Source organism: Nocardia sp. NBC_01327 (assembly GCF_035958815.1).
GTDB lineage: Bacteria > Actinomycetota > Actinomycetes > Mycobacteriales > Mycobacteriaceae > Nocardia.
Genome location: NZ_CP108383.1, coordinates 1,711,993 through 1,737,339, shown reverse-complemented (window position 1 = coordinate 1,737,339; position 25,347 = coordinate 1,711,993). Strand labels below are relative to the sequence as shown.

The 25,347-nt window shown below is 66.5% G+C and carries 23 protein-coding genes and 1 riboswitch; of the genes, 10 read left to right on the top strand and 13 right to left on the bottom strand.

The window, feature by feature from the left end; translation table 11 throughout:
- The first annotated feature begins 283 nt into the window (after nucleotides 1-283).
- Nucleotides 284-1,936 (top strand): purine-cytosine permease family protein, encoded by a 1,653-nt coding sequence (locus OG326_RS07425; protein ID WP_327143862.1) that lies wholly within the window; start codon nucleotides 284-286, stop codon nucleotides 1,934-1,936.
- Here OG326_RS07425 and OG326_RS07420 read toward each other — a convergent pair whose 3' ends face one another.
- The 5 genes from OG326_RS07420 to OG326_RS07400 form a co-directional block, all read right to left on the bottom strand.
- Nucleotides 1,937-2,581, bottom strand: a complete 645-nt coding sequence (locus tag OG326_RS07420; protein ID WP_327143861.1) for a TetR/AcrR family transcriptional regulator — start codon at nucleotides 2,579-2,581, stop codon at nucleotides 1,937-1,939.
- Between the two features lie 91 nt (nucleotides 2,582-2,672).
- Nucleotides 2,673-2,900: a hypothetical protein gene (locus OG326_RS07415; RefSeq protein WP_327143860.1), complete on the bottom strand. Its 228-nt coding sequence runs from the start codon at nucleotides 2,898-2,900 to the stop codon at nucleotides 2,673-2,675.
- A gap of 132 nt (nucleotides 2,901-3,032) precedes the next feature.
- Entirely contained in the window at nucleotides 3,033-4,244 is a 1,212-nt protein-coding gene (locus OG326_RS07410) for an MFS transporter (protein ID WP_327143859.1), read from the bottom strand.
- Between the two features lie 231 nt (nucleotides 4,245-4,475).
- Nucleotides 4,476-5,693, bottom strand: a complete 1,218-nt coding sequence (locus OG326_RS07405) for an NADP-dependent isocitrate dehydrogenase (protein ID WP_327143858.1) — start codon at nucleotides 5,691-5,693, stop codon at nucleotides 4,476-4,478.
- A gap of 344 nt (nucleotides 5,694-6,037) precedes the next feature.
- Entirely contained in the window at nucleotides 6,038-7,531 is a 1,494-nt protein-coding gene (locus OG326_RS07400) for an MFS transporter (protein WP_327143857.1), read from the bottom strand.
- Nucleotides 7,532-7,668: 137 nt separating this feature from the next.
- On the opposite strand from OG326_RS07400, the gene OG326_RS07395 reads away from it, so the two are divergent.
- The 4 genes from OG326_RS07395 to OG326_RS07380 all read left to right on the top strand — a co-directional run bounded on the left by OG326_RS07395 (nucleotide 7,669) and on the right by OG326_RS07380 (nucleotide 11,463).
- Complete coding sequence (locus OG326_RS07395; protein ID WP_327143856.1) at nucleotides 7,669-8,400, top strand: TetR/AcrR family transcriptional regulator; 732 nt, start codon at nucleotides 7,669-7,671, stop codon at nucleotides 8,398-8,400.
- A gap of 12 nt (nucleotides 8,401-8,412) precedes the next feature.
- Nucleotides 8,413-8,523: riboswitch (SAM riboswitch) on the top strand.
- Nucleotides 8,524-8,615: 92 nt separating this feature from the next.
- On the top strand, nucleotides 8,616-9,965 hold the full coding sequence (locus tag OG326_RS07390) for a bifunctional o-acetylhomoserine/o-acetylserine sulfhydrylase (RefSeq protein ID WP_327143855.1): 1,350 nt from the start codon (nucleotides 8,616-8,618) through the stop codon (nucleotides 9,963-9,965).
- Entirely contained in the window at nucleotides 9,962-11,116 is a 1,155-nt protein-coding gene (gene metX / locus OG326_RS07385) for a homoserine O-acetyltransferase MetX (protein ID WP_327143854.1), read from the top strand. The genes OG326_RS07390 and metX overlap by 4 nt, the downstream gene beginning before the upstream one ends.
- A 185-nt stretch (nucleotides 11,117-11,301) precedes the next feature.
- Complete coding sequence (locus OG326_RS07380) at nucleotides 11,302-11,463, top strand: hypothetical protein (RefSeq protein WP_297622201.1); 162 nt, start codon at nucleotides 11,302-11,304, stop codon at nucleotides 11,461-11,463.
- 124 nt (nucleotides 11,464-11,587) lie between these two features.
- Here the strand turns inward: OG326_RS07380 and OG326_RS07375 are convergent, their stop codons facing one another.
- Nucleotides 11,588-11,905, bottom strand: a complete 318-nt coding sequence (locus OG326_RS07375; RefSeq protein ID WP_327143853.1) for a DUF3017 domain-containing protein — start codon at nucleotides 11,903-11,905, stop codon at nucleotides 11,588-11,590.
- Nucleotides 11,906-11,929: 24 nt separating this feature from the next.
- Here OG326_RS07375 and OG326_RS07370 point away from each other — a divergent pair, with 24 nt between their 5' ends.
- Nucleotides 11,930-12,394 carry a tRNA (cytidine(34)-2'-O)-methyltransferase gene (locus OG326_RS07370; protein ID WP_327143852.1) on the top strand — a complete coding sequence of 155 codons (465 nt, stop codon included), beginning with the start codon at nucleotides 11,930-11,932 and terminating at the stop codon, nucleotides 12,392-12,394.
- Nucleotides 12,395-12,490: 96 nt separating this feature from the next.
- Nucleotides 12,491-13,162: a Uma2 family endonuclease gene (locus OG326_RS07365; protein WP_327143851.1), complete on the top strand. Its 672-nt coding sequence runs from the start codon at nucleotides 12,491-12,493 to the stop codon at nucleotides 13,160-13,162.
- A gap of 34 nt (nucleotides 13,163-13,196) precedes the next feature.
- Here OG326_RS07365 and OG326_RS07360 read toward each other — a convergent pair whose 3' ends face one another.
- Nucleotides 13,197-13,427 carry a DUF167 domain-containing protein gene (locus OG326_RS07360; protein WP_327143850.1) on the bottom strand — a complete coding sequence of 77 codons (231 nt, stop codon included), beginning with the start codon at nucleotides 13,425-13,427 and terminating at the stop codon, nucleotides 13,197-13,199.
- Nucleotides 13,428-13,502: 75 nt separating this feature from the next.
- Between OG326_RS07360 and OG326_RS07355 the strand changes: the two genes are divergently transcribed.
- Complete coding sequence (locus tag OG326_RS07355) at nucleotides 13,503-14,522, top strand: hypothetical protein (protein WP_327143849.1); 1,020 nt, start codon at nucleotides 13,503-13,505, stop codon at nucleotides 14,520-14,522.
- Nucleotides 14,523-14,562: 40 nt separating this feature from the next.
- Here the strand turns inward: OG326_RS07355 and OG326_RS07350 are convergent, their stop codons facing one another.
- On the bottom strand, nucleotides 14,563-18,006 hold the full coding sequence (locus OG326_RS07350; protein ID WP_327143848.1) for an error-prone DNA polymerase: 3,444 nt from the start codon (nucleotides 18,004-18,006) through the stop codon (nucleotides 14,563-14,565).
- Nucleotides 18,007-18,222: 216 nt separating this feature from the next.
- Here OG326_RS07350 and OG326_RS07345 point away from each other — a divergent pair, with 216 nt between their 5' ends.
- A complete protein-coding gene (locus OG326_RS07345) occupies nucleotides 18,223-19,209 on the top strand; it encodes an SDR family NAD(P)-dependent oxidoreductase (RefSeq protein WP_327143847.1) in 987 nt (328 codons plus the stop codon).
- Between the two features lie 82 nt (nucleotides 19,210-19,291).
- Here the strand turns inward: OG326_RS07345 and OG326_RS07340 are convergent, their stop codons facing one another.
- Nucleotides 19,292-19,609: a hypothetical protein gene (locus OG326_RS07340; protein WP_327143846.1), complete on the bottom strand. Its 318-nt coding sequence runs from the start codon at nucleotides 19,607-19,609 to the stop codon at nucleotides 19,292-19,294.
- A 149-nt stretch (nucleotides 19,610-19,758) separates the two neighbouring features.
- Complete coding sequence (locus OG326_RS07335; protein WP_327143845.1) at nucleotides 19,759-21,798, bottom strand: CocE/NonD family hydrolase; 2,040 nt, start codon at nucleotides 21,796-21,798, stop codon at nucleotides 19,759-19,761.
- A gap of 153 nt (nucleotides 21,799-21,951) precedes the next feature.
- Here OG326_RS07335 and OG326_RS07330 point away from each other — a divergent pair, with 153 nt between their 5' ends.
- Nucleotides 21,952-22,617 carry a TetR/AcrR family transcriptional regulator gene (locus OG326_RS07330; RefSeq protein WP_327143843.1) on the top strand — a complete coding sequence of 222 codons (666 nt, stop codon included), beginning with the start codon at nucleotides 21,952-21,954 and terminating at the stop codon, nucleotides 22,615-22,617.
- Nucleotides 22,618-22,872: 255 nt separating this feature from the next.
- Here OG326_RS07330 and OG326_RS07325 read toward each other — a convergent pair whose 3' ends face one another.
- The 3 genes from OG326_RS07325 to OG326_RS07315 all read right to left on the bottom strand — a co-directional run bounded on the left by OG326_RS07325 (nucleotide 22,873) and on the right by OG326_RS07315 (nucleotide 25,258).
- Complete coding sequence (locus OG326_RS07325) at nucleotides 22,873-23,859, bottom strand: sucrase ferredoxin (RefSeq protein WP_327143842.1); 987 nt, start codon at nucleotides 23,857-23,859, stop codon at nucleotides 22,873-22,875.
- Entirely contained in the window at nucleotides 23,856-24,416 is a 561-nt protein-coding gene (locus OG326_RS07320) for a YdeI/OmpD-associated family protein (protein ID WP_327143841.1), read from the bottom strand. Before OG326_RS07320 ends, OG326_RS07325 begins: the two co-directional genes overlap by 4 nt.
- Nucleotides 24,417-24,499: 83 nt before the next feature.
- Nucleotides 24,500-25,258: an alpha/beta fold hydrolase gene (locus tag OG326_RS07315; protein WP_442790926.1), complete on the bottom strand. Its 759-nt coding sequence runs from the start codon at nucleotides 25,256-25,258 to the stop codon at nucleotides 24,500-24,502.
- Nucleotides 25,259-25,347: the final 89 nt, after the last annotated feature.

Here is a 25,347-nt window from a genome sequence, read left to right as displayed (position 1 = left end):
TACAGAGGTGTATGTAAGACAACAAGGGGTCAGGCTTCTACCAGCGCGAACTCCGTCAAAGTTCCAGGAGAAGCCGGTTGCATTAGTACATACAGCCAAAGTTGTATGCGATCTCCGCCGCGGTCGCCGGAGCGCATGCCAGCCGGTAGCTGCCTCAGGTGACTTCCGCCACAGGTGAGGGTGCCGTAACGGCGACGTAATCGATCGGCAATTGCCCGGGCACATCCCTGCAGGAGTTTCGAACCGTCGCCGTGAACGCGGTGCACTGGGACAGGAGAACCTCGTGGTCGATGTCGATGCCCGATCGGCGAACGCAGACGGAATAGCCGCCGCCAAGGAAACCCTGGAGGACTACACGCTGCGGTTCGCCCCGCGCAGTTACCGAAAGTGGAGCCCGGCGGTGGTCGGCATCTCGGCCCTCGGCGGCATCGCCTACCTCGCCGACTTCGCCATCGGCGCGAATATCGGCATTGCCAACGGCACCGGAAACGCGCTGCTGGGCATCGGCATCTTCGCCCTCGTGGTGATGCTGACCGGCTTCCCGCTCGCCTACTACGCGGCCCGCTACAACATCGACCTCGACCTCATCACCCGCGGCAGCGGCTTCGGCTACTACGGGTCGATCGTCACCAATATCGTGTTCGCCTCGTTCACCTTCATCTTCTTCGCGCTGGAGGGGTCGATCATGGCCCAGGGCCTGGAGCTGGGCCTGGGCATACCGGTGTGGATCGGCTACCTGACCTCCACGCTGATCATCTTCCCGCTGGTCATCTACGGCATGAACACCCTGGCCAAACTGCAGGTCTGGACCACTCCGCTGTGGCTGCTGCTGATGGTGCTGCCCTTCGGCTTCCTGCTGGTGCGCCACCCCGACTCGGTCTCCGCGTTCTTCGCCTACGGCGGTGAGAACGGTTCCGGCGTCAGCCTTTCCGGCACACTGCTGGCCGCGGGCGTCTGCCTGTCGCTCATCGCGCAGATCGCCGAGCAGATCGACTATCTGCGCTTCATGCCGCCGCGCACCCCTGAGAATGCCCGCAAGTGGTGGGGCTGGATGCTGCTCGCGGGTCCGGGCTGGGTGCTCTTCGGCGCGCTCAAGCAGGTGGTCGGACTGTTCCTGGCGGTCTACCTGATCGCGACTCTGCCTGCCGCACAGGGCATTGCGAATCAGCCGGTGCACCAGTTCCTGGAGATCTACAAGAATATGGTCCCGGGCTGGCTGGCCATGACGCTGGCGGTGGTGCTGGTGGTCATCAGCCAGATCAAGATCAATGTCACCAATGCCTACTCCGGCTCGCTGGCCTGGACCAACTCCTACACCCGGGTCACCAAGACCTATCCGGGCCGGCTGGTCTTCCTGGTGGTGAACCTGGTGATCGCGCTGATCCTGATGGAAGCCAATATGTTCGACTTCCTGAACAATATTCTCGGCTTCTACGCCAACTGCGGCATCGCCTGGATCGTCACCGTCGCCACGGATATCGCGATCAACAAGTACGTGCTGAAGCTCTCGCCGAAGGTGCCGGAGTTCCGCCGCGGCATGCTCTACGACTTCAATCCGGTCGGCCTGGTCGGCTTCGGATCGGCGACGCTGCTGTCGATCATGACCTTCTTCGGCCTGTTCGGTGAGCTGCTCAAGCCGTACTCCCCCATCGTCGCGATCGTCGTGGCCTTCATCGCGACGCCGCTCACCGCCATCGTCACCAAAGGCAAGTACTACCTGCGCCGCACCGACGACGGCATCGAGCTGCCGCTGTTCGACGAGCACGGCAACCCGTCCGGCGAACTGCTGGCCTGCGCGGTCACCGGGATGGAATTCGAGCGGCCGGACATGATCGCCTCGGCGGTGCCGGGACCGGAGGGCGAAATCCAGTACATCAGCTCACTTGCGCTCTCGACCGACAAGACCGGCATTCACCTACTGCCCCACCAGAACTGATCAGTCGAGCAGCCGCATGCCCGGCAGCGTGACCTGCGCTGCCGTACGCAACTGGACCGACGCGCGCAGCCAACGGCGGTGTGCGCGTTCGGGATCCGGATCGATGAAGCTCGAGACGAGAATGCCGCGCAGGGCGTCCATGGCGGTGAAGACGAAATCCCGGGCGTCCTTGCGATGCACCTCGTCGGGGACGTAGTGACTCAGCGCGAGCAGCACGGCATTGTTCACGAACGGCTCGACCTTGCCCATCTCGGCGGCCAGCGTCGGATCCGTGCGACCGGCCACCCACAACTCCACGGCGGCGATGAACATCGGGCCCTGATGCGCCTCCCACAGGAATTCCAGCACCGTCGCGATGGGATCGCGCCCGGCTTTGATCCGCCCGATCTCCAGCATGGCGGCCTCCGCGCGGCGCTGCGCGAGATGGCTGATGGCCGCGACCACCAGATCGGTCTTGGAGCCGAAATGGTGCACCTGGGCGCCCCGGGTGACCCCCGCGCGCTCGGCCACCCGGGGCGTGGTCGTGCCCGCGTATCCGTACTCCACCAGGCATTCGATGGTCGCGTCCAGCAATCGCACCCGCATCTCGCTGCTACGCTGCTCCTGGGTGCGCCGGGGCGGCTTAGGCGTCGCGGTACGGGTCATTCACGCATCGTACACTTACATACACGTGTGTATGTAATGCGGCCCGATTGTGGGCCGGACCAGCGATCCGGCCCAGCGAACCCGCCGGGGGTTACTGCTCGGAGTTGTACAGGCAGGCGTCGCAGGTCCAGCCGGCGTCGGTCATGACGCAATCGTTCAGCCGAATGTTCTGGTTTCCGATGGTCTCACGACACGTGGTCGCACAACTGTTGAGATCGGGGCCGCAACTCACCGGATCGGCGGAAGCGACACCGGGAACGACAAGAAACAGACCGGCCAGCAAACCACCGGTGAGGACTGCGACTCGAACAGCACGCATGACGGATTTCCTTTCGTAGCAGGAGTTGTCCAGTCGAGAGCGCTCTTCGGCCGACAACTCGAGAGAATATCGGCGTTCGCTGTGAATTCAGCTCGAGGATACCTGTGAGTCTCGCGCCGGACGCCGTTTCCGCTACGCCTTACGCGAGGCGCGGGCGATCAGCACGGTGCCAGCGAACAACAGCGTGCCGAGCACCGCGAGACCCGTGCCCACCACGGCCGGAGCCGTGTAACCGAGCCCGGCGGCGATCACCAGACCACCCAGCCAGGCGCCCGCGGCATTCGCGATATTGAGCGCCGCGTGATTCAGCGCGGCAGCCAGAGTTTGCGCATCGTGTGCCACATCCATCAGCCGAGTTTGCAGGCCGGGTGCCAATGCCGCACCGGACGCTCCGACGAAGAATGCGCCCGCCGCCGCGGTATACGGATTGTGCGCCGCCGCGATAAAGACGGCCAGGATCACCACCATCGATATCAATGCCGCGAATATCGCGCGATCCACACCGCGATCGGCCAGTACGCCGCCGATGATATTGCCCGCCACCATTCCGAATCCGAACAGCATCAGCACAATCGGCACCAGGCCGACCGGCATGCCCGCCACATCGGTGAGCGTCGTGGTGATGTAGGTGTAGACCGCGAACATGCCGCCGAAGCCGACCGCGCCGACCAGCAGCGTCAGCAGCACCTGGGAACGGCGCAGCGCGCCCAGTTCGGTACGGGGATCGGTGAGCCGGATACCGGTGAGCTCCGGCACGAATCGGAAGAGCGCGGCGACCGTGGCCGCGCCGATAACGGCGACCACCACATAGGCGTCCCGCCAGCCGAGGTGCTGACCCAGCCAGGTGGCGGCGGGAACGCCGACAACATTGGCGGCGCTCAACCCCAGCATAACCGCGGCAACCGCCTTGGCACGCTGCCCCACCGGAGCCAGCGAGGCGGCGGCCAGCGAGGCCACGCCGAAATAGGCGCCGTGCGGCAGACCCGTCACGAATCGCGCGATCACCAGCGTCGTGTACGAGGGCGCGAACACCGACGCCGCATTGCCGAGCGTGAAGGCCATCATCAACGCGATCAGCAGCTTCTTGCGCGACATGCGCGCGCAGAGCGCCGCGATCACCGGAGCGCCGACCACTACGCCGAGTGCGTACGCCGAAACCGCGTGCCCCGCAACAGGTTCGGAAACATTCATCCCCCGCGCGATCTCCGGAAGCAATCCCATCGTCACGAATTCGGTTGTGCCGATGCCGAATCCGCCCATCGCCAGCGCCAGCATGGCGGGCACATGCCACCCGCGCCCGGCCGCCGGCTCGACGTACCCGGACGTGGCCGTGCTCTCGGACACGGAATCAACAGATTCGGAGACAGAATTGGCCACGACCAATCGCAACATCCGAGCGAACCCGCCCGATACCCTCCGCACCGGTGATCTCACTCACGAACAGGGCGGATGGGAACCCGGGGCACTCTTTCCCGAGTGCCGAAAGCGGCCCGAGCGCGGAAAACAGTTCGGGCACCCGCTCCGCCGAGTGGCGGGACAGGTGCCCGGAATGTGGTGGCGAGCTGCCGTTGCGCCTCAGCGCAGGGTGCGCGCCAGGTTGGCGTCGAGCACACCGAGGAATTCCTCGGTGGTGAGGTAGCCCTGATCGCCGCCGACGAGCAGCGCCAGGTCCTTGGTCATCTGGCCGTCCTCGACGGTCTTGATGACGACATCCTCGAGGGTCTGCGCGAAGGCGATGACCTCGGGGGTGTTGTCCAGCTTGCCGCGATGAGCCAGGCCACGGGTCCACGCGAAGATCGAGGCGATCGGGTTCGTGGAGGTGGGCTTGCCCTGCTGGTGCTGGCGGAAGTGCCGGGTGACGGTGCCGTGCGCGGCCTCCGCCTCACAGGTGCGGCCGTCCGGGGTGAGCAGCACCGAGGTCATCAGGCCCAGCGAGCCGAAGCCCTGCGCGACGGTGTCGGACTGCACATCGCCGTCGTAGTTCTTGCAGGCCCAGACGTAGCCGCCCTCCCACTTGAGCGCGGAGGCGACCATATCGTCGATGAGCCGGTGCTCGTAGGTCAGGCCGGCGGCGTCGAATTCCTTCTTGAACTCGGTCTGGTAGACCTCTTCGAAGGTGTCCTTGAACATGCCGTCGTAGGCCTTCAGGATGGTGTTCTTCGTGGAGAGGTACACCGGGTAGTTCTGCTGCAGACCGTAATTCAGCGAGGCACGCGCGAAATCCCGGATCGAGTCCTGGAAGTTGTACATACCCATGATCACGCCGCCGTCTTCCGGCATGCGGACGACCTCGTGCTGGATCGGCTCGGAGCCGTCCTCCGGCGTGAAGGTCAGGGTGACGGTGCCGGCCTGATGCACCTTGAAATCGGTGGCGCGGTACTGGTCACCGAAGGCGTGACGGCCGATGATGATCGGCTTGGTCCAACCCGGAACCAGACGCGGAACATTCGAGATGATGATCGGCGCACGGAAGATGGTGCCGCCCAGAATATTGCGGATGGTGCCGTTCGGCGACCGCCACATCTTCTTGAGGTCGAATTCCTCGACGCGGGCTTCATCCGGGGTGATCGTCGCGCATTTCACGCCGACGCCGTGCTTCTTGATGGCGTTGGCGGCGTCGACGGTGACCTGATCATCGGTCTTGTCGCGGTACTCGATGCCGAGGTCGTAGTACTCGAGGTTCACATCGAGGTACGGAATTATCAGCTTGTCCTTGATGAACTGCCAGATGATCCGGGTCATCTCGTCGCCATCGAGTTCGACGACAGTCCCTTCAACCTTGATCTTGGACATGGACTTCGTGTCCTCCTAGGAAGGTGGTGCTCCCATTGCACGGCCGGGTGAGCACGCTTGTGAGCGGGGACCCCGGCTGTTCAACAAACAACGTATATGCCCGACGTTTCCTGCGGGACCTCTGGTACCAGGTCCGTACAGTTTGTGGCGCCAAACAAGACGAGCGTACTGCTGCTATGAACCGCACCGCACGGGCAGCCCCCGCTGTGCGGGACCCCGCCCTCAGTTACCGGTGAGTAGTGTGCACCGTCACCACGGGGCTTTCCCGGCACGACACGGGTTGCCCCCGGCACGACGCGGGCCGCGCCCCCGGAGAGGACGCGGCCCGCGAAAGCGGTGGTAGCTCAGACTCCGACGTGCACGTGCTCGGAGCCCTCCAGCAGCGTCTCCGGCTTGTCCCGGATCATGAACGCGATGATCGGAATGGTCAGCAGGAAGAAGCCGGCGCCCGCGTAGAACGCCACGTCATAACTGTGGATCGCCGCCCGGGCCACCACATTGTCGATGGTCGGGTGATTCTTGGCATACCGCTCGGCCGCCTGCACCGAGAGCGTCATCAGCAGCGCGGTGCCGATGGAACCGCCGACCTGCTGCGCCGCGTTCAGCAGCGCACTGGCCACACCGGAATCCTTCTCGTCCACCTGATGCAGCGCGGTGGTCTGCATGGCCACGAACAATCCGCCCATGCCGAGCGCGATGAGCAGGATGGCGGGCAGCACGCTGGTGGAGTAGCTGTCACCGAAGGACAGCTGGGCCAGGTACAGCAGACCGCCCGTGCCGAGCACCGCACCGGTCAGCATGACCGGACGCGGCCCGATCTTCGGCAGCAGCGCACTGGCGATACCGGCCGAGATGACGATGCCCACCGGGAACGGCAGGAACGACACACCCGCCTTGAGCGCCGAGTACCCGAGGGTGAGCTGCAGGTAGAAGCTCAGGTTCAGGAACATGGCGAACATGGCGATCGGGGTGATGAGCGCGACCAGGAACGATCCGCCGCGGTTGATCTCACCCGGAATACGCAGTGGCAGCAGCGGATTCGCGGTACGACGTTCGATGACCACGAAGGCGACGAGCAGTGCCACACCCGCGACGAGGAAGCCGAGGGTGGTGCTCGCGGTCCAGCCGTCCGACGCCGCGCGGCTGAAGCCGTAGACGACCGAGATCAGACCGAGCGTCGCGGTGACCGCGCCGGGCAGGTCGTACCCGCCGGTGCGCGGCGCGGGAATGTCCTTGATGACGAACGCCATGGCGCCGGCGAAGGCCAGCAGTGCGATGGGCGTGTTCACCAGCAGGCACCAGCGCCAGCTGGCGTACTCGGTGAGCAGACCGCCGACGATCAGGCCGATGGCCGCGCCGCCCGCCGAGACGCCGGCGAAGACGCCGAACGCGCGCGCCCGCTCCTTGGGCTCGGTGAAGGTGATCGACACCAGCGACAGCGCCGCCGGCGCCAGCAGTGCGCCGAACGCACCCTGCAGGCCGCGACCGGCGAACAGTTCCGCGGTGTTCTGCGCGAGTCCGGCCAGCGCCGAGGCTCCGGCGAAGCCGATCAGGCCGATCAGGAAGATGCGGCGGCGGCCGAGGTAGTCGGCGAGCCGTCCGCCGAGTAGCAGCAGGCCACCGAAGATCAGCGTGTAGGCGGTGAGGATCCACTGCCGGTTGCCGTCGCTGATGCCGAGGTCCTGCTGGGCGAAGGGCAGGGAAATAGTGACGATGGTGGCGTCGAGCACCACCATCAGCTGGGCCATGGCAATCACGCCCAGCGCCAGCCAGCGCTTGGAAGCGCTTGTCTGACTTGATTTTTCATCGGGCGCGAGAGTCGCCATCCCAGTGGTCATGCCGTCTCCTCAGGAGTGGTTCGAACAGCCTGGTCCATCGTGGCACCTCCAGACAATTGGCGTCAAGAGAAAAGTGTCGCAATCAGACAGTTGGCGGTTCTCGTCACAATCTCGCCGGACGGCTATACAATGACGGCATGTCCGAGTCGTCGACGCATGCCGGTTCACTGACACTCCACAGCCCCGAGCGGGCGAGTCTGGAGCGCCATCGGCCGGGTCTGCGCGAGCGCAAGAAGCAGCAGACCCGGACGCGCATCATCGATGTGGCACTGCAGCTGTGCGATGCCCAGGGCTTCGACGCCACCACCGTCGAGCAGATCGCCGATGCGGCCGATGTCTCACCGCGCACCATCAACCGGTACTTCGACAGCAAAGAGGCGATCGTCATCGCCCCGATCGAGGACATGGGCCGGGCGCTCGCCGACCAGCTGCGCGCGCAGCCCATCACCGGCAATGAGCTGCAGGCCCTGCTCGACGCGTTCATGGCCGTGGTCGAGCAGGTCATCGAGGGCGACAATCCGCTGCCGTTCCACTGGTTTCAGCAGATGCAGCGCATCACCCAGAGCAATGCGACAGTCCGCGCCGAAAGCCTGTCCGCGGCCGATACCAAGACCCTGTCCATGACGACGGTGCTCGCCGAACGCCTGCAGACCGATCCGAACGCCATGCCGGTGCGGATGATCTCGGCCACCTGGCACGCCATCGTGCGCATCGGCATGGAGTGCGAATTCGACGCCTCCTCCGAGTTCCCCGATTGCTCCAGCGCGAGCACGGCACGCGAGCTCATCGACAATGTGCTCGCCGCCTACGAGGAGTACACGCGCAGTTGCGCCCTCCCCGTCGCGACGGCCGCCACCGGTCCCCGTTAGAATTTCGCAACAGGTCAAGAGCATCAGCGTTAAGCCCCGGCTCGCTGATCGGCAACCCTCCAGCAGCGGCGGGGTGCTCCGGGTGAGGACCAGGCGCTCGAAGGCCGAGCGCAAGCGCACTGTAGGAGGACCCGAGATGTGTTGTTGTCGAAGCTTATTCGCCTTCCGATAACGTCCACCTCCGCCATTCGGCGACCTTTTCTCTGGAGCACGACATGAGTGACTCGACCGCGCCCGCTGCCTCTTCGGCAACCAGCGACATCGACCCGGCCAACTGGTCCTTCGAGACCAAGCAGATCCACGCCGGACAGGCCCCCGACGCCACCACCGGCGCGCGCGCCCTGCCGATCTACCAGACCACCTCGTACGCCTTCCGCGATACCGATCACGCCGCCGCGCTGTTCGGTCTCGCCGAGCCGGGCAATATCTACACCCGCATCATGAATCCCACCCAGGACGTGGTGGAGCAGCGCATCGCCGCGCTCGAGGGCGGTGTGGCCGCACTGCTGCTGGCCTCCGGGCAGGCCGCGGAGACCTACGCGATCCTGAACCTCGCCTCGGCGGGCGATCACATCGTGTCCAGCCCGCACCTGTACGGCGGCACCTACAACCTCTTCCACTACTCGCTGCCCAAGCTGGGCATCGAGGTCAGCTTCGTCGAGGATCCCGATGATCTGGCGCAGTGGGAAGCGGCCGTGCGGCCGAACACCAAGGCGTTCTACGGCGAGACGATCGCCAATCCGAGCAGCTCCATCTTCGACATCCCGGGCATCGCCGGTGTCGCGCACGCGGCGGGCATCCCGCTGATCGTGGACAACACCGTCGCCACGCCGTACCTGCTCCAGCCGCTGAAGCACGGCGCGGACATCGTGGTGCACTCGGCCACCAAGTACCTGGGCGGGCACGGCGCCGCGGTCGCGGGCGTGATCGTCGACGGCGGCACCTTCGACTGGACCGTGCGCGATGCCGACGGTGAGCCGCGGTTCCCGGGCTTCACCACCCCCGATCCCAGCTACCACGGCGCCGTCTTCGCCGATCTCGGCGCGCCGGCGTACGCACTCAAGGCACGGGTGCAGCTGCTGCGCGATCTGGGCGCCGCGGCTTCGCCGTTCAACGCCTTCCTGATCAGCCAGGGCATCGAGACGCTGAGCCTGCGGCTGGAGCGGCACGTGTCCAATGCGGAGGCCGTGGCGGAGTTCCTGACGCAGCAGCCGGGCGTCGAGAAGGTCTACTACGCGGGGCTGCCGAGTTCGCCGTGGTTCGAGCGTGGCAAACAACTGGCTCCCAAGGGTGTCGGCGCCATCGTCTCGTTCGAACTGGCCGGCGGCGTGGATGCGGGCAAGAAGTTCGTGGACACCCTGGTGCTGCACAGCCATGTCGCTAACATCGGGGATGTGCGCTCGCTCGTCATCCACCCGGCTTCCACCACCCACTCCCAGCTGACACCCGAGGAGCAGCTCGCTTCCGGCGTCACCCCTGGTCTGGTCCGTTTGGCCGTGGGTATCGAGGGCATCGACGACATCCTGGCGGACCTGCGCGCCGGATTGACGGCGGCCGCAAGTTGACCGCGAATATCGAATCGAGCACTGCCCGTTCGACGGCGGAAGTCCTGCTTCCGCCGCCGGACGGCACGCTCGGCAGCATTACGATCGGGGAGGTGGCGCTGGAGAGCGGCGCCGTCCTTCCCGACGTGACGCTGGCCGTGCAACGCTGGGGCGAACTATCGGCGAATGCCGACAATCTGGTGTTGATCGAGCATGCGCTGACCGGTGATTCGCATGTGGTCGGCCCGGCCGATGTGCATCACGATCAGCCCGGCTGGTGGGACGGGACCATCGGTCCCGGCAAGGCCATCGACACCCGCGAGTGGTGTGTCATCGCCACCAATGTGCTCGGCGGCTGTAAGGGCAGTACCGGTCCGGCGTCGCTGGCGCCGGACGGAAAGCCTTGGGGCGGACGGTTTCCCGAGATCACCGTGCGCGATCAGGTGACCGCGGAGGCGCAGTTCTTCGATGTGCTCGGGGTCGAGCGCCTGGCCGCCGTCGTGGGCGGTTCCATGGGCGGCATGCGGGTGCTGGAGTGGATGATCGGATATCCCGAACGGGTCGGCGCGGCACTGGTGCTCGCGGCCAGTGCGCGGGCCACCGCCGATCAGCTCGGCCAGCAGACCACCCAGATCGCCGTCATCAAGGCCGATCCGGACTGGCAGGGCGGTGACTACTACGGCACCGGGCGTGCGCCGATGACGGGCATGGGCCTGGCGCGGCGTATGGCGCACCTCACCTATCGCGCCGAGGCCGAGCTCGATCACCGTTTCGAGAATTTCGCCCAGGGTGACGAGAACCCCTGGGAGGGTGGGCGTTACGCGGTGCAGAGCTATCTGGAGTACCAGGCCGACAAGCTCATCTCGCGTTTCGATCCGGCCACCTACGTCCTGCTCACCGAGGCGCTGAATCGGTACGACGTGGGCCGTGGGCGCGGTGGCATCGAGGCGGCGCTGTCGGGCACGCCGGTACCGTGTGTGGTCGGCGGTGTGGATTCCGATCGCCTGTATCCGCTGCGGAATCAGCAGGAGCTGGCGGATCTGCTGCCGGGCTGTAAGGGGCTGGAGATCGTGCACTCCCGCGACGGCCACGACGGCTTCCTCACCGAGACCGAGGCGGTCAGCAAGCTGATGCTCGAGACGATGGAGCTGGCGCGCGCCGCGCGTGGCTGATCGGTAGTATCGCCAGCGACCGACCGGTATGTAATGCCTGCGGTGCAATGACCGCAGACAATGCCATGAGTCGCGCCTGTTTCGTACGAATTATCTTGACGCACTGTCGGTTTCGTTCGCGTGACACCAGGTAACCGGAGACCGGAATCCGTGCCGAAACTCGGCGGTGGTCGTATGGTGGTGACATGACAGCAGCCTTCGATGACATGGATCTTCGCGATCTCGTCGCGTTGCTCTCCGATGAGGAGCAGCACGAGCTTCGCCCCGCCGTGCTGCGTGTGCTCCACCGGTTACCGGATCAGGAAATCCTGCGCCGCGAGCTGGGTCGCCGCCTCACCAACGTCTGAGCACAGTCGAGAACACCCACTAGAGAATTCCCCGGAGGCCCGGCTTCCGGGGAATTTGCCGTAGATCCGCGCGGCGCCGGATTCGCACGACTGACGGCTTCACGCGGCTGGGTGACGCCCAGATTTACGTGACGCCCAGGCTGTTGATGGTCGCGGCGAGCACGATGATCACGCTGCCGAGCACCGCCGTCCAGCCCACGTCGAACGGCTTGCTCCGCACCGCCAGCAGGCCCACGCGATCGGTCGGCAGCAGCAGTCGCAGCGCCGCCGCCAGCAGCGTCGCGCCGCCGAAGAAGAACGTCCCGCGCCGCCAGCGATCCCAGGCCAGGAACACCACGGCCACCACCATCACCGCGGCGACCAGCAGGATGGGCAGGTTGTCGCGCACCGACGCACCGAACCGGTTGCTGCGCTCTTCGGGGGCGGCATGGGCTGGACTCACGACGCAGAGCTTAACCTGGACCCCGTGTTCCATCTGGTCTTCTTCGAACCGCGCATCCCGCCCAACACCGGCAATGCCATCCGGCTCGCCGCCGGCACGGGCTGTGCGCTGCATCTGATCGAGCCGCTCGGATTCGACCTCTCGGAGCCGAAGCTGCGCCGCGCCGGCCTGGACTACCACGACCTGGCCTCCGTCACCGTCCACGAAAATCTCACCGCCGCATGGGATTCCATCAACCCCGAGCGCGTCTTCGCCTTCACCGCGGCCGCCACCACCCGCAACACCGACATCACCTACCGAGACGGCGACGTCCTCCTCTTCGGCCCCGAACCCACCGGCCTCCCCGACTCGGTCCTCACCGACCCCCGCATCACCACCCACCTCCGCATCCCCATGCTCCCCGGCCGCCGCTCCATGAACCTCGCCAACGCCGCCGCCGTCGCCGTCTACGAAGCCTGGCGCCAACAGGGCTTCCCAGGCGCGGTGTAGTGACAGACCGCGCCCATAGCGGTCTACTGGCAACCGAGGCCCACGACAATATGGACGAACCCGTCTTGTCCTCGTAAACCCCGGGAGGCTGCGGATATGCCGAACTACCCTGACGACGTGGCGCTTCCGTATACACAACCCGAGCTCCCCGAATACATGACGTGGGAGGAGCTCGAGCGACTCCCCGAAGAGATCGCCTCGCAGATCGAACTATGGGACGGCCGCGTGGTCTGGCTACGACGCGGCCCCTCGGAGCATCAGACCTTCACCAACCTGATGTGGAGCGGTTTGCGCAAGTGCGCACGAGAAGACACTTCACATCACCCCGAGCACTGCTGGCGGGTAACCGATGAGACGAACATCTTCGTCGGGCGCAGCGGCAAATCCGACTTCCTGACTCCGGACTTCCTGGTCCATCGTTGTCTCGAGGCCGCCTACCAGGACGTTCGAGCCACCGACGCCCTGTTGGTCGGCGAGGTTCTGTCTCCTGCCAACACCCAGTCCATTGTCGAGGCGAAGAAGGGCCGTTACGCGAGCGCTGGAATCCCCTGGTACTGGGAGGTTTCCCTGGCAGGCGAAACCAGTGCCATCGCGATAGTGCGCGCTTACGGCCTGCAAGCCGAGCCCGGACAACTGCCGGACGGTGTCCATCCACTCCGAACGGCCAACTACCTTCTCACCGGCGAATGGACGCCCGCCGACACCAATGGCATCGAGTTCGACTTCCCGTTCCCGATCCACATCCCCTGGGCCGAACTCGAATTCTGAGGACGGCAGGTTCCCGGCGGCTGCGGGCTGCTGCTCAGTCGTCTATCTCGAAGCGTTTGAAGCGGGAGGTGGCGCCGGCGGTGATACGGACGGCGGATTTGGGTACGTCGTAGTGGTCGGCCAGGAGTTCGCAGGCTGCCTTGTTGGCTTTGCCCTCCATTGCGGGGGCGCGGACGTACAGCTGGAGGGTGCCGTCGTCGAGGATTTCGACGAGTGGGCCCTTCCTGCTGTTGGGCTTGATGGTTGCCCGGACCACTGTCGGCACTGGCTGCTCCTTTCGGGGTGACAGTAGTGTCGCGTATGTCGTGACGGTACGGATCGTCCGAAAGGAAAGTCGGAGATGATCAAACGGTTGGTGTTTCTGCTGGCAGCGCTCCTGGGGGCGGCGCTGCTGGTGATGGGGACGGCTACGGCCGGGCCTGTCACCGTGAAGGACGACTCCCATGTGCTCGACGTCGCCAAGGTGACCGCCGCGGCGAACACGCTGTCGAATCCGGTGCAGATCTTCACCACCGAGAAGTTCTCCGACGACAAGACGGCGTTCGACAAGGAGGCGCAGACCAAGGTGGTGAATCCGGCCGACGTGGTCATCGCCATCAATACCAAATCCAAGCATCTGGCCATCCGGACCGGGACCGACTCGCATATTCGCGATACCTCCTCCGCCACTTCGGCATTCACGAATTCCTTCGGATCCGGTGATTACACGGGTGCGACCATCGCGGCGCTGAGCGTGCTGAAGTCGGACACCGAACAGGCCGGACCGGCGACCACCGCGCACAATCAGGCGCCCGCGCCCGTGGCGACGAAGAAGAGCAATGGCTTCGGCTGGCTGGGACTGCTGTGCCCGGTGCTGATCATCGCCCTCGTGGTGGGCGCGGTCGTCATGCTGCTCCGTAAGCGCCGCGGCGGCGGTGGCGGCAACCAATTCGGTGGCGGCGGTGGCGGTTTCCCCGGTGGCGGCGGCTACCAGGGCGGCGGGTATCCGCAGGGTGGCGGTTATCCGGGCGGCGGCTACGGCCCGCAGCGCTCCGGTATGAGCCCCGGTATGGCCGGCGGCCTCGGTGCGGCGGCCGGTGCGGTCGGCGGCGGACTCCTCGGCTACGAACTGGGCAGGGAGTCGGGCGAGAACGAGCAGCGCGACCGCGACTCCAACCAGGGCGGTTACGACCAGGGCGGCGGCTACGACAATCAGCCCCAGCAGGATTGGGGCGGCGGCGGAGGCGACTCCGACTTCGGCGGCGGCAGTGGCGATTTCGGCGGCGGCGATTCGGGCGGCGGCGGCGACTTCGGCGGCGGCGACTCGGGCGGCGGCGGCGACTCGGGCGGCGGCGATTCCGGCGGGGGCGGCGACTTCTGATCGAGCCGTAGCCCTGACCCGCGGCGGAAGTCGTAGCAGGTCAGTGGAAGTCGCGGGAGCGTCCCTCTATGCGCAGATCCATGCGCTGCACATGGTCGGCGACCACGGTGACCGCACCCTCGGCATTCTGCACCTGCCCGCGAATGAGCAGGGCGGGCGCGGTTTGCACGAGCCGGCGGTAACGCGCCCAGAGACCGACCGAGCAGACCACATTCACCATGCCGGTCTCGTCCTCGAGATTGAGGAAGGTGACACCGCCCGCGGTGGCGGGGCGCTGCCGGTGGGTGACCGCGCCGCCGACCAGAACTCGTGTGCCGTCCCGGATTCCGAGCAACTGGTCGGCGGGCACCACACCCAGCGCATCGAGCCGGGGCCGCAGGAATTCGGTCGGATAACTGCCGGGCGAGACCCCGGTGGCCCACACGTCGGCGGCGGCCAATTCCAGCGCACTCATTCCGGGCAGCGCGGGCGCCTCGGTGGCCGCCCCGATACCGGGCAGCCGATCGGGACGTTCGCCCGCCGCGGCCCCGGCCGCCCACAGCGCCTGCCGCCGAGTACTGCCGAGACTGCCCAGCGCACCTGCGGTGGCCAGCGATTCCGCCTGCGGCACAGTCAATTCCACCCGCCCGGTGAGATCCGGGAACGAGGTGTAGGGCCCGGACGCGCGGGCCTCCACAATCTGTTCGGCCAACTCCGTGCCGATACCTCGAACCGCCGCCAAGCCGAGCCGGATCTGCGTACCCTTCGCCTCCAGCGTGGCCTCGGCCAGACTGTGATTGATATCCGGCCCGTGCACCGCCACCCCGTGCCGCCGCGCATCGGCGACCAGCGATTGCGGGGAGTAGAACCCCATCGGCTGCGCCCGCAGCAGACCCGCGCAGAAGGCCGCCGGATGGTGCAGCTTGAACCACGACGAATAGAAGACCAGGGAGGCGAAACTCTGCGAATGACTCTCCGGGAAACCGAAATTCGCGAAGGCGTACACCTTCTCGTAGATGCGGTCGGCGACCTCCCCGGTAATGCCGTGCAGTTCGCGCATGCCCTGATAGAAGCGTTCGCGCAATCGCTCCATCTTCTCCGGCGAGCGTTTGGAACCCATGGCCCGGCGCAGCTGATCGGCTTCGGTGGCGGTGAATCCGGCGATATCCACGGCCATCTGCATGAGCTGCTCCTGGAACAGCGGGATGCCGAGCGTGCGCTCCAGCGAATTCTCCAGCGCCGCATGGTCGTAGGTGACCTTCTCGCGCCCGTTGCGGCGGCGGATATAGGGGTGCACCGATCCGCCCTGAATGGGCCCCGGCCGGATGAGCGCCACCTCCACCACCAGATCGTAGAAATTACGCGGCTTCAATCGCGGCAGGGTCGCCATCTGCGCCCGCGACTCCACCTGGAACACGCCCACCGAGTCCGCGCGGCACAGCATGTCGTACACGGCGGCCTCGGTGAGATCCAGCCGGTGCAGTTCGACGGTCTCGCCCCGGTGCTCGGCGACCAGGTCGATCATGTAGTGCAGCGCCGAGAGCATGCCGAGGCCCAGCAGATCGAATTTCACCAAACCCGCTGCGGCACAGTCGTCCTTGTCCCACTGCAGCACGCTGCGCCCCGCCATGCGCGCCCATTCGGTCGGGCAGACATCGGCGATGGGCCGATCGCAGATCACCATGCCACCGGAGTGGATGCCCAAATGTCGTGGCAATCCTTCCAATTCACCGGCCAGTCCGAGCACGTCCGCCGGAATATCGGTGTGCTCCTCCTCGGCGACGCCCGTCCACCGGCTCACCTGTTTGCTCCACGCATCCTGCTGTCCGGGCGAAAACCCCAGCGCGCGTGCGGCATCGCGCACCGCCGAGCGGCCGCGATAGGTGATCACATTGGCCACCTGCGCGGCGTATTCGCGCCCGTACTTGGCGTAGACGTGCTGGATAGCCTCCTCGCGCCGATCCGATTCGATATCGACGTCGATATCGGGCGGCCCGTCGCGCTCGGGCGACAGGAACCGCTCGAACAGCAGCTTGTTCGCGACCGGATCCACATTGGTAATGCCGATGGCGTAGCAGACGGCCGAGTTCGCCGCCGAACCCCTGCCCTGGCACAGGATGTCGCTGTTGTGGCAGAAGCTCACGATGTCGTGCACCACCAGGAAGTAGCCCGGGAACTTCAGCTCGGCGATCACCGCCAGTTCGTGTTCGAGCTGCCGGTACGCCTTCGGATTGCCCGCGCGCGGACCGTAGCGGCGCTCCGCGCCCGCCATGGTGAGCTCCCGCAGCCAGGAGTTCTCGTCATGTCCCGCCGGAACATCGAAGGGCGGCAGTTGCGGTGCGATCAAGCGCAGATCGAAGGCGCATTCCCGGGCCAGCGCAGCAGCATTCGCGACGGCGCCCGGGCAATCCGCGAACAGCCGCGCCATCTCCGCACCGGAGCGCAGGTGCGCGCCGCCGGTCGGGGCCAGCCACCCCGCCATCTCGTCCAGGCTCGACCGCGCCCGAATGGCGGCCAGCGCCATGGCCCGGCGCCGCTGCGGCGGTGCGGCGAAATGTGCTCCGGTGGTGGCCAATACGGGTAGCCCCAGCCGATCGGCCAGGGCGATGAGCCGGGCATTGCGCTCATCGTCCTCGGGAACGCCGTGGTGGGTGAGCTCCACACTCACATGTTCGCGGCCGAACCGCTCCACGAGATCACGCAGCGCGGCTTCCCCGGCGGCATCACTCTGCTGAAGCGCTTGCCGCACAGTCCCTTTGCGGCATCCGGTAAGCACATGCCAGTGCCCGCCCGCCGCCTCGGTGAGCCGATCCAGGTCATAGCGCAGCACCCCCTTCTCCCCCGCCGCCATATGCGCGGCCGCCATCTCCCGCGACAACCGGCGGTACCCCTCCTGCCCGCGCGCCAGGATCAGCAGATGCGGCCCGACCGGATCGGGCGCACCGGTGCGCGGTGCGGAATCGGCCCAGCCGGTCTCGGCCCCCTCACCGGATCGTCCCCGGCCGCGCCGACCCTCGCGAGCGGCGCCGGCCCGCACGCCCTCGGCCGGGATCGCGGAATCCGCGCGCCCGCCCCGGCCGCGCCGGGTGCCGCGCGGCGCGAGGTGCGCTCCGGCGCGGGCTGCGGTGCCCAGGGACAGTTCGGCGCCGAAGACCGTCGGCATCCCCCATTCGCGGGCGGCCTCGGCGAAGCGCACCACCCCGTAGAACCCGTCGTGATCGGTGAGCGCGAGTGCTTCGAGGCCGAGCCGCACCGCCTCCTCCACGAGTTCCTCGGGCGGGCTGGCGCCGTCGAGAAAGCTGTAGGCGGAGTGGGTGTGCAGTTCCGCGTACGGCGTCCCCGGTCGCTCGGCGCGTTCCAGCGGCCCGGCCTCGTATTTTTCGCGCTTGCGGGACCAGGCCGGGCTGTCGCCGCCGTCGCCCTCGATCTCCCGGGCGCGGCCGGGCCGGCCGGAGAGCACGCGCTCCAGCTCCGCCCAGGTCGGCGGACCGTTGTGCCAGCCCACGCCCCGCCTCCTCCGCCTCGATCGATCCCTTCCGGGCATCGAACATACATTCGACGATTCGAGACATTACGCCAGACCCAACCGAACGGTCTGTAAAACTCGCCCGCAGGTTCGGCGACCGGCCGGACCTCACGACAACCACTTCGCGCGCCCCTCCTGGCACCGGAACTTACTTTGGAGTAAGTTCAAGGCACTTCGATCTGCAAGGGAGCAGTGATGACCGATAGCTCAGCCGCCGACGGCAACGGTTACCTGGCCCGTCGGCGCGCCCGTCGCGACCTGACCGGCAAGCACGTTCTCATCACCGGGGCCTCCTCCGGCATCGGGCGCTCCGCCGCGCTGGCCGTCGCCGAGAAGGGCGCGGTCGTCCTGCTGATGGCCCGCCGCGGTGAGGAACTGGCCATCGCGGTCGACGAGATCAAGGCCGCCGGGGGCGAGGCGCACGGCTATCAGTGCGATGTCACCGACGCCGATTCCGTGGATGCCGCCATCACGCTCATCCTCGCCGAGCACGGGCATGTCGACATGCTGGTCAACAATGCCGGGCGGTCCATCCGCCGAGCCGTGCACCGCTCCACCGATCGCATGCACGACTTCGAGCGCACCATGGCGGTCAACTATTTCGGCGCGGTCCGCATGACCCTCGCGCTGCTGCCGCAGATGCGGGAGCGCAAATTCGGTCACATCGTGAATATTTCGAGCGCCGGCGTACAGGTGGCCACTCCGCGCTTCGCCGCCTATCTGGCCAGCAAGGCGGCCCTGGACAAGTTCGCCGAGGTGACCGCGGCCGAAATGTTCTCCGACAACGTCACTTTCACCACCATCCACATGCCGCTGGTGCGCACTCCGATGATCACCCCCAGTGGCGATCAGGGCACCCCCACCCAGTCCCCGGAGTGGGCGGCGGCGACCATCGTGCGCGCGCTCACCGAGCGGCCGCGCCGCATCGATGTACCGCTGGGCACGCTCGCCGAGTACGGCAACCTGGTCGCGCCGGCCATCAAGGAGCGGGTGCTGCACCGCTACTACCGCGCCATCGGCGACTCCCCCGCCGCCAAGGGCGAGACGGTGCTAGAGCCGGAGACCGTCGATGTGGAAGTTGTTGTGCCGCAACGCCACCGGCGGACCGTACCGCCCGCGATCCGCGTCACCGGCACCGCACTGCGCCGCGCCGCGCGGCTGGTACCGGGCACACACTGGTGAGCGCTTAGCAACTCACCGATCCGAATCACCCCTACGGCAACGCTTTCCGCTCATCAGCAGCGGAAAGCGTTGCCGTTGCCGTTCATGCCTGGATGACTTCGAGCCCCACCAGCGCGTTCAGCGAATCACAACTGGCCCACGATTGGTTCTGCCCGTACTGCACCGGCCCGTACTTCCAGTAGGTGAACGGAACCGGCCACGCCACACAGGTGAGCTTCACCTGATGCCAGGTCGGCAGTTCACAATTCGACATTCCACCGGTGTTGAAGATGTTGTAGAGGTGACAATTCGCGTCCCCGACCGGGACGTCAGCCTGAGCCACCCCACCACCCACGAGCGTGGCGGCCGCAACTGCGGTGGTAATAACGCCCCCGGCGGCAAGTCGCATCACAGATCGCATTCCGAACCTCCCGAATAGATGTTGCTCGGAGTATCGGGCTGATACGAACATCAGTTACCAACAGTTTGCTACCAGTGCCGGGAACTGTAAAGAAAACCCCTCCGACCCAGTGACTGTCCTGGGGCAGAGGGGTTTTGTACGGAGTTTTCCTACCAGCCCGGGTTGCCGCCGATAGGTACGTTGATCCAGCTGGGAGCGCTGGGGTCGATATCGATGTGCTGTGGGAGGAGTTGGCTTTCGTTGAGCAGCGGCCGCAGCGGGAGGCCGCGCGGGAAATTGAAGGCGAAGACGTCCACGCGGAGGCGGTGGCCCGGCTGGAGAACGGCGTCGGTGGCGGTCAGGCCCAGATCGAGCTGAGTGGGCCGGCCCGGAACCAGCGGCTCGCGGGTATCCAGGGTCAGGTACGGGTAGGGATCGGTGTAATCGCCATTGGCCGAGCGGGATGCCTTGGCATCGTCGACCTTTCGCAGCGAAGCGGTCAGCTGGCCGGAGGTGAGGACCGTGGAACGGCCGTCGGGGGCAACATCATTGATGGTTGCCGACCAGTAACCGTCGGTCGCGTCCAGCACCGTATTGAGGTGCAGGTTCACCGGACCGGAAATGGTGGTCGCCTGAGCGACGGGCGGGCTGGTGAAGGTCAGACCGTTGAGTTCCATCGGCCGGGCGTCCTTGGCGCAGGCGTCGAGAACGGCGGTGATGCCCGCGGTGATCTGCGCGGAGTCCCGTGAGCACAGGCTCATGACACCGGCGCCGACGGTAAGCCGCTGCGGCCCACCGGGTTCGGTGGCCAGACTGCCGTCGTACAGGCTGCCGCCGGCGGTGCCGCTGGGCGCTCCGGACAGGTACATGCGGCGGTAATCGGCTTCGCTGCGCGGGAATTCGCCCGCGGTGGTCCAGGATCCGCCCTGCTGGAACAACGTCACCGGGCCGTACCCGTCTATGCCGTTGTCAATTCCCTTGAGCCAGTGGTCGAACCACGCGCGCTGCAGCACATCCATGCGCGGCGGCGCTCCCGGCGCACCGAAGCCGCTGCCCGGATCCGCATGGTAGGTATCGCCCATGATCAGCTGCTTCTGTCCGGGCGGCAGCGGAATCGCGTTGTAGATGCGCGGTTCGGAGTAGGTGAAGATATCGTGCCAGCCGCCGTAGACCATGGTCGGCACGCGCACCCGGTCCGGATGGCCGAGCCAGCCCTGGCGCAGCGGACTGTCGGTCTCCAGCAGACTCTTCAGATTGTCCGGAATCTCCGGCACGCTCTGGATGGTGAGCGCCTGAATGATGTAGTCGAAGAACGTCATCGGGCTCTGCAGCCGGTCCGCCAGCCACTTCCAGTCGAAATTGCCGGAGAACAGGGCGGACAGATCCGGAATGAGCTTGAGACTGTCGACACCGAGCAACCACGGTGGGATGAAACCGAATCCGAGCGCACCGCCGGTGGCGAGCACATCGCGCACCAGATCACTGCCCGGCTCCACCGGGAAGATGGCCTTCAGCGCGGGCGGCTGCTGTTCGGCGGCATGCAGCTGATTGATGGCCGAGTACGAGATTCCGCTCATGCCGACCTTGCCGTCCGACCAGGACTGCTTACTCGCCCAGTCGATCACCTCGGCACTGTCGAGCTGTTCACGCTGCTGGAAGACCTGCCACACGCCTTCGGAGAAACCGGTGCCGCGCACATCGGCGACCACCTGCGTGTACCCGCTCTGAATCAGTTTGCGGTCGGCGGTGAACAGCCGGGCCGCACCGCCCGGCAGCGCCTTGGTGAGGTCGGTGAGCCCGCCCAGGCCGACGCCGGACAGGTCGAAGCCCTGCAGGAAATTGCTCAGAATGTCCGGCAGCACCGGTACCGACAGCGCCGAATCGGCGATCATCGACACAAGTTTGGTGTACGGGGTCATATTCACGATGGTCGGGAGCGGGGTATCCACGATCTGGCCCTGGGCGTTCATCGGCCGATAGACATTGGCCTTCAACACCGTTCCGTCACTCATGGTGATCGGCACGTCCCAGTCGATGTGCACGCCCGGATACTGCGGCGGATCATCCTGGGCCGCGGTCCACTGCGCGCCGAGCGAACCGGCGTCCGGCGTGCTGGCCGCGACCGGCGTCGCCAGCGCGCCGACCGTCACCGCCGCCGTGATCAGGGCTAGTGCACCGACGGCACGGCCCCAAGAATTCCCGAGTTTCATCCGACCCCTCGACAAAGAAACATTCGCGTACCCAACGGGTCGTGACTGTAACGGGCGACACGTGCGAGTGCAATGATGCTGCCCGCCACATTGCTGCGGCGCCTGTCACAGGCAGTAACCCGCGCGGCGGAAACAACTCGTTATCCTCGACTGATGAGTCTCGATCCCGCTGTCGGCCGCGCCCGGCTGCCCCGTGGCAGCCATGGCCTCGACCGTCTGACGGTGGAGAATTCACAGCGCTTCCGCATGATGTGGAGCGTGCTCGAATCGGTGTCCGAGCGCGGGTACGCCGCCACCACGGTGGCCGATATCGTGGCCGGAGCCAATATCTCCCGGCGCACCTTCTACCAGTTCTTCACCGATCGCGAAGACTGCTTCGCGGCGGCCTATTCCGAGGCGGTCGCACAGGTGGTCGCCGCCATGGACGCGGCCATCGCCGCCGCGCCGCGCACCGACTGGCGCAGCCTGGTCCGCACCACGCTCGGCGAATACCTGCGATTTCTCGCCGAGCACAGCGAATTCGCGCACGCCCTGCACACCGAGGCCTACGCCGCCGGACCGCGGGTGGCCCGCCAGCGCGTCGACCTGAAGAAGATCTTCGCCGCCCGTATGCGCGCCGCCTTCGATATCGGCCGCGCCGCGGGCGATATCCCGGCGGACATCGAAACCGAGGTCTTCGACGTGCTCATCGGCGCCATCGACGACCGCGTCCGCGACTGCCTGCTCTTCTCCCGGGCCGCCGACCTGCCGGACCTCACTCCCCTGCTCTACCGAATCACCCTGGCGCTCTTCGAAGTTCCGGAGCCCAGACCACACTGATTAGTCGGCGTCAACCTCTACCGAAGGCGTCCCTCGTCATTCCGGCGCGCTGTGGCCGGAATCTACGCGGTTCCAGTGGATCCCGGCCAAAAGCATGCCGGGATGACGAGGGCGAGATTCACACCGGAATGAAGGGGGCGGGATTCATGCCGGGATGACGGGGGCGAGATTCACACCGGGATGACGGGGGCGAGATTCATGCCGGGATGACGGTGGGCGGGATTACGGAGGCGCTCGCGGGATAGCGCGGGGATCTCAGTGCAGTGGGTGGATCTGGTCGGCAACCACCGCGGTGGCGGGTTTCGGCGAGGCGCCGCAACTGGCTTGGCGCGGGGCGTAGGCGATGGTGCGGGTGGTGACCAGCCAGCGGCGGCCGTCACGATGGGTGACCGTGGCCGCGCCCGCGAAGGTGGCGTGGTCTTCGATTGTGGCACTGTCGATTTCGGTGAGTTCCACGGTGAGGTCGTCGACGCCTGCACCCGGGTCGCCGTCACCGGCGGTGGGCCGCGCATTGCCGTCCGCGGCGCGGCGGGTATAGGTCTCGTCGCTGATCTCCTGGCGGACAGTCACTTCCGCGACCTGCTCGACCGGCGGGTAGCAGCTCCGGCCGCGGAAACCGGTCAGCGATACCTCGCCGCGGTCGGCCGCATCGACCATGGCGATCGCCGAATCCCCGTCCATACGACCGTAAGTCAGGCCGGTCGGCAGGAGAACCACGGCCGGGGCGAAGCGGTGACCGCCGGTGTGCGAGCACTCCCAGACCCGGTCCGGATACAGATCGGACAGACCGGCCGCGATCGGGCGGCCGAGCAGGGCGCAGCACTGATCGCGCTTACCGTGCGCGCAGACCAGCACCACCGGTTCCTCCACCAGCGCACCGATTCCCGGCGGCGGGCCGTTGAGCAGGTGCAGGTCCAGATCCAGCAATTGTTTGAGATCGGTGATCTCGAAGCGCTCACACCAGGAGCCCTCGGGCCGGGAGCTCGCGATGAGAACCGTGCGCACACCGTTGAATTCATAACGTCCGGGGCGGCGGATCACCATGGGACGCACCTGGGCGGCCTTGGTGCGCGCCGCCAGTTCGGCGGTGATCTCGGGGCCGAGCACCTCATCGCCGATCACATCGCGGCCCCACGCGCCGGGCTGTTCTATACACAGCCAGCCGGTGATGCGGGTGGCGCTGCCGGGTAGCGGAATCTCCCGCGCGGCAGCCGAACAGGCCAGCCCCTCGAACGCGGTCACAGCGATTGCCCGTCGGCCAGTTTGCGAATCAACTGCTCGAGACGACGCGCACGCGTTTCCGGCCGCACCGCGCTGCCCAGGTGATAACCGACGACGATCCGCGATTGGGCGGGCAGCGTCTCGAAGAAGGCCGCCGCCTCCGGATTGCGCGCGAGGGCGGCGAGAAAATCCTCCGGCAGATCGCGGCCGGCGGCATTGTCCCAGCGGCCGTCCTCCTTGGCGCGGTCGATCTCCGCCTGCCCCGCCGGATGCATGAGACCCTGTTCGATCAACTCCGCGACCAGCCCCACATTGCGCTGTGACCACGGACTGCGGCGGCGGCGCGGGGTGAATCCGACAAGATAGAACTCCTCGTCCAGGGGCCGCGCCTGCCCGTCGATCCAGCCGAAACACAGGGCCTGCCGGAGTGCGCGGGCATGATCCAGCGAGACCCAGCCGGTCCCCTTTTTGGCGAATTTCATCCAAATACCGTCGACGGCAGCGTGATTGGCTGCCAGCCATTCCCGAAACGACTGCTCATCGGCGAAGAACAGGGTAGGACGCTCGAGTGCGGACACCGTCTAACTGTAGATTCCGCCGGGGCCTCCGGTGTTCGGTCCCCGTAAAACGCAATTGTCCGGCACTTCGGGAACGCACCAGCTCAGTGCCCCAGGAAGGGCAGCACGGTACTCGCGAATTCCTGATAGCGATCGCGGTGAATGCTGTGCCCGGAGCTGAAGACCCGCACCGTGCACTCGGGAACGGCGGTGCGCAGCAATTCCAATTTCGCCGGGTCGACCATGCCGCCCGGGCCGCCGCGCAGGAAAAGCATCGGCGCGGTGATCCCGGGCAGGCCCTCCCACCATTCCGGCAGCGGCTTGCGGAACTGCTCCAGTGCGGTGCCGGTCATGGCGCGATCGAAAGCCAGCACCGCGCGCGGATGCCGGACCAGACTGCTGGTGGCGTGCCACAGCTCCGGCAGCGACGGCAGGCGGCGGGTCAGGGTCATCTGCTCGTCCCCGGAACGCAGGGGCAGCGGTTGCTCTTCAATAACCAATCGCCGCACCAATTCCGGACGCTCCATGGCGACCCACGACACCGCGTAACCACCCAGCGAATGCCCGACCAGATCGACCCGCGCCAGATCGAGACGCTCGCACAGCCGCAGCACATCCGCGCCGAACTCCGGGAAACGATACGAATCGGCATGCCCGCTCCGGCCGTGCCCCCGCAGATCCGGAATGATCACCCGCCGCCCCTGCCGCACCAGCTCCGCCGCGAACCGATCCCAGGTGTGCCCGTCCCCGCCCATCCCGTGCACCAGCACCACCGGCGCATCGTTCGACCCGTGCCCCGCCGCATCGGAATCCCGATAGGCGATCGACACATCATCGAACGCGACCTTGCTGACCGTCTCCACGATCAACCAGCCTACGGACCGGCCTTCCACCCCGCCGCAGGTTGTGCGCACCGCCATAACCCGGGTGACCAGCCCGCCGCTACCGTTCG